The organism is Kribbella sp. NPDC055110, assembly GCF_053607525.1.
In genome coordinates this window covers 1-2180 of sequence record NZ_JBSGTS010000066.1, presented here as the reverse complement: position 1 = coordinate 2180, position 2180 = coordinate 1, and the positions used below count along the sequence as shown (strand labels likewise).

Here is a 2180-nt window from a genome sequence, read left to right as displayed (position 1 = left end):
TGCTCCCGGTCTTCCCTCGTCGCTCCAGTCGCTTCGCTCCTTCCGCTCCTCAGTCCAGACCGGGAGGCCCCGTGACCGGTCTAGGAATGTGCTTCCCGCGTACCTACCCGGCCGCGCTCGTCACCGACGTGGCGCGGCGGCTCGACCGTGGTGGCGCGGACGAACTGTGGATCATCGAGGACTGCTTCTTCACGGCCGGGCCGTCGCTGGTGGCGGCCGCGCTGACGTCGACGGAGCGGCTGACCGTCGGGCTCGGGATCGTGCCGGCGGTCGCCCGCACGGCCGCGGTGACCGCGATGGAGTTCGCGACGCTGGAGGCGCTCGGGCCGGGGCGGTTCCTGCCCGGCATCGGTCATGGCGTGCAGTCCTGGATGGGCCAGATGGGCGTCCGGCCGAAGTCACCGCTGACGGCGCTCGAGGAAGTCACCACCAGCGTCACCCGGCTGCTCGGCGGCGAGGAGGTCAGCTTCGAGGGCAAGACGGTGTTCCTCGACAAGGTGAAGCTGGACGCGCCGCCGGCGGAGGTGCCGCCGATCCTGCTCGGGGTCCAGGGCCCGAAGTCGATGGCGCTCGCCGGGCGGGTCGCGGGCGGAGTCGTGCTGGCCGAGCCGGCGACCGCGCCGTACGTGCGTCAGTCGGTGGAGTACGCCGGATCGCCCGAGGGGTTCATGGTCGCGGTGTTCGCGGCGATGTGCGTGCGCGAAGACCGCAAGACGGCGTACGAGTGGACCGCGCCGTGGCTCGGCTGGCGGATCAGTGAGCGGCCGCCGCAGCTGACTGCGCTGCCGTTCTTCGACGAGATGAAAAAGCTGTACGACGCGTCGGGCGAGGCGGGACTGGTGGGGATGCCGAGCGACTGGTGGACCGCGATCGGGGCGATCGGAACGCTCGACGACGCGGCCGCGCATATCGAGACGTTGGAGGCGGCCGGGGTGCAGCACATCGGCCTGTTCCCGGATCCGGAGGTGGAGCACGGGCTGCCGCAGCTGGACTACGTCCTCGAGCTGGCGAACCGCTAGAGCGTTTCTCCCGGTCCGAGGCAAGGGGCCGGGAGACACGCTCTAGGCGCGCTTCTTCGGGACGTGCGGGCGATACGGGGAGACCGTCGGGTCGTTGGGGATCCAGAAGCGCCATGGCCGGTCGGCGGCCTCGCGCAGGCCGACGCGTGGGCCGGTCGCGGGTTGGCCCTCGAAGCCGGGGCCGTCGAGCAACTCGATGGGTGAGTTCTTCGCGAGCAGGTCGGCGCCATTGCCTTCACGTCCGATGCCGAGGGCAACACACAACCGAGCCGGACCGCGCGCGAGGTCGCGGTCCGGGTTGATCCTCGAGCGCTTGACCTGTGGCCCCTGGCGGACCTGGTTGCCGACGACCTTCTGTACAGCGGGCAGACCACGACGAGCGCGGGCGAGCTCAAGTCCTTCGATCACTTCGCCGGCCCGAAGCAGGACGGCCGACGGTTTGCTCTCCGGGCCGACGACCACGTTCATGCAGAAGTGCATGCCGTAGGTGAAGTACACATAGAGGAAGCCCGGCGGGCCGAACATCACCGCATTGCGCGCGGTCTCGCCGCGGTACGCATGCGAGCCGGGATCGTTCGGGCCGTCGTACGCCTCGACCTCGGTGAGCCGGACCGCGACCGCCCCCTCCTCGGTGGTGCTGCGCAGCACCATCCCCAACAACCGAGGCGCCACCTCCAGCACAGGACCAGCAAGAAGCGAGCGGCGCACGGGCATGCGCAGCACCCTAAACGACGCGTCCAAGTGTCGCGGGACGGAGGTGTGGGGAGGATTTCCGGCGCTCCGGTCAGATGTGCGGGCGTCGGTGGCGGCATCCGGAGACTCGCAACAGGCCGTGGAGACCTGGCACCCGACATTCCCTGTCTCCGCCCACCAGCTCCTGTCTCCAGCCCCCACCGCACCACCACCCACCGGCACCATCACCCGCCCGCACCACCACCCTCCCGCTCCACCGCACCACCGCCCGCTCCACCGGACCACCGCACGCACCGCACCACCGCATGCACCCCCGGTCCATCCCGCCGGCCGGCCCCGAGGTCGGGCGCGAGGTCGGGCGCGAGGTCGGGCGCGAGGTCGGGCGCGAGGTCGGGCGCGAGGTCGGGCGCGAGGTCGGGCGCGAGGTCGGGCGCGAGGTCGGGCGCGAGGTCGGGCGCGAGGTCGGGC

The 2180-nt window shown here is 71.4% G+C and carries 2 protein-coding genes; one reads left to right on the top strand and one right to left on the bottom strand.

Annotated features, from left to right (window positions below):
* Positions 1 to 71 precede the first annotated feature (71 nt).
* A complete protein-coding gene (locus ACWF0M_RS38090) occupies positions 72 to 1019 on the top strand; it encodes an LLM class flavin-dependent oxidoreductase (RefSeq protein WP_452240639.1) in 948 nt (315 codons plus the stop codon).
* A 42-nt stretch (positions 1020 to 1061) separates the two neighbouring features.
* Here ACWF0M_RS38090 and ACWF0M_RS38085 read toward each other — a convergent pair whose 3' ends face one another.
* Positions 1062 to 1733 carry a DNA-3-methyladenine glycosylase gene (locus ACWF0M_RS38085; protein ID WP_452240638.1) on the bottom strand — a complete coding sequence of 224 codons (672 nt, stop codon included), beginning with the start codon at positions 1731 to 1733 and terminating at the stop codon, positions 1062 to 1064.
* Positions 1734 to 2180 lie beyond the last annotated feature (447 nt).

Excerpts from the sequence above, each read along its gene's own strand:
- ACWF0M_RS38085 (WP_452240638.1), bottom strand. The coding sequence starts at position 1,733 with ATGCCCGTGCGCCGCTCGCTTCTTGCTGGTCCTGTGCTGGAGGTGGCG.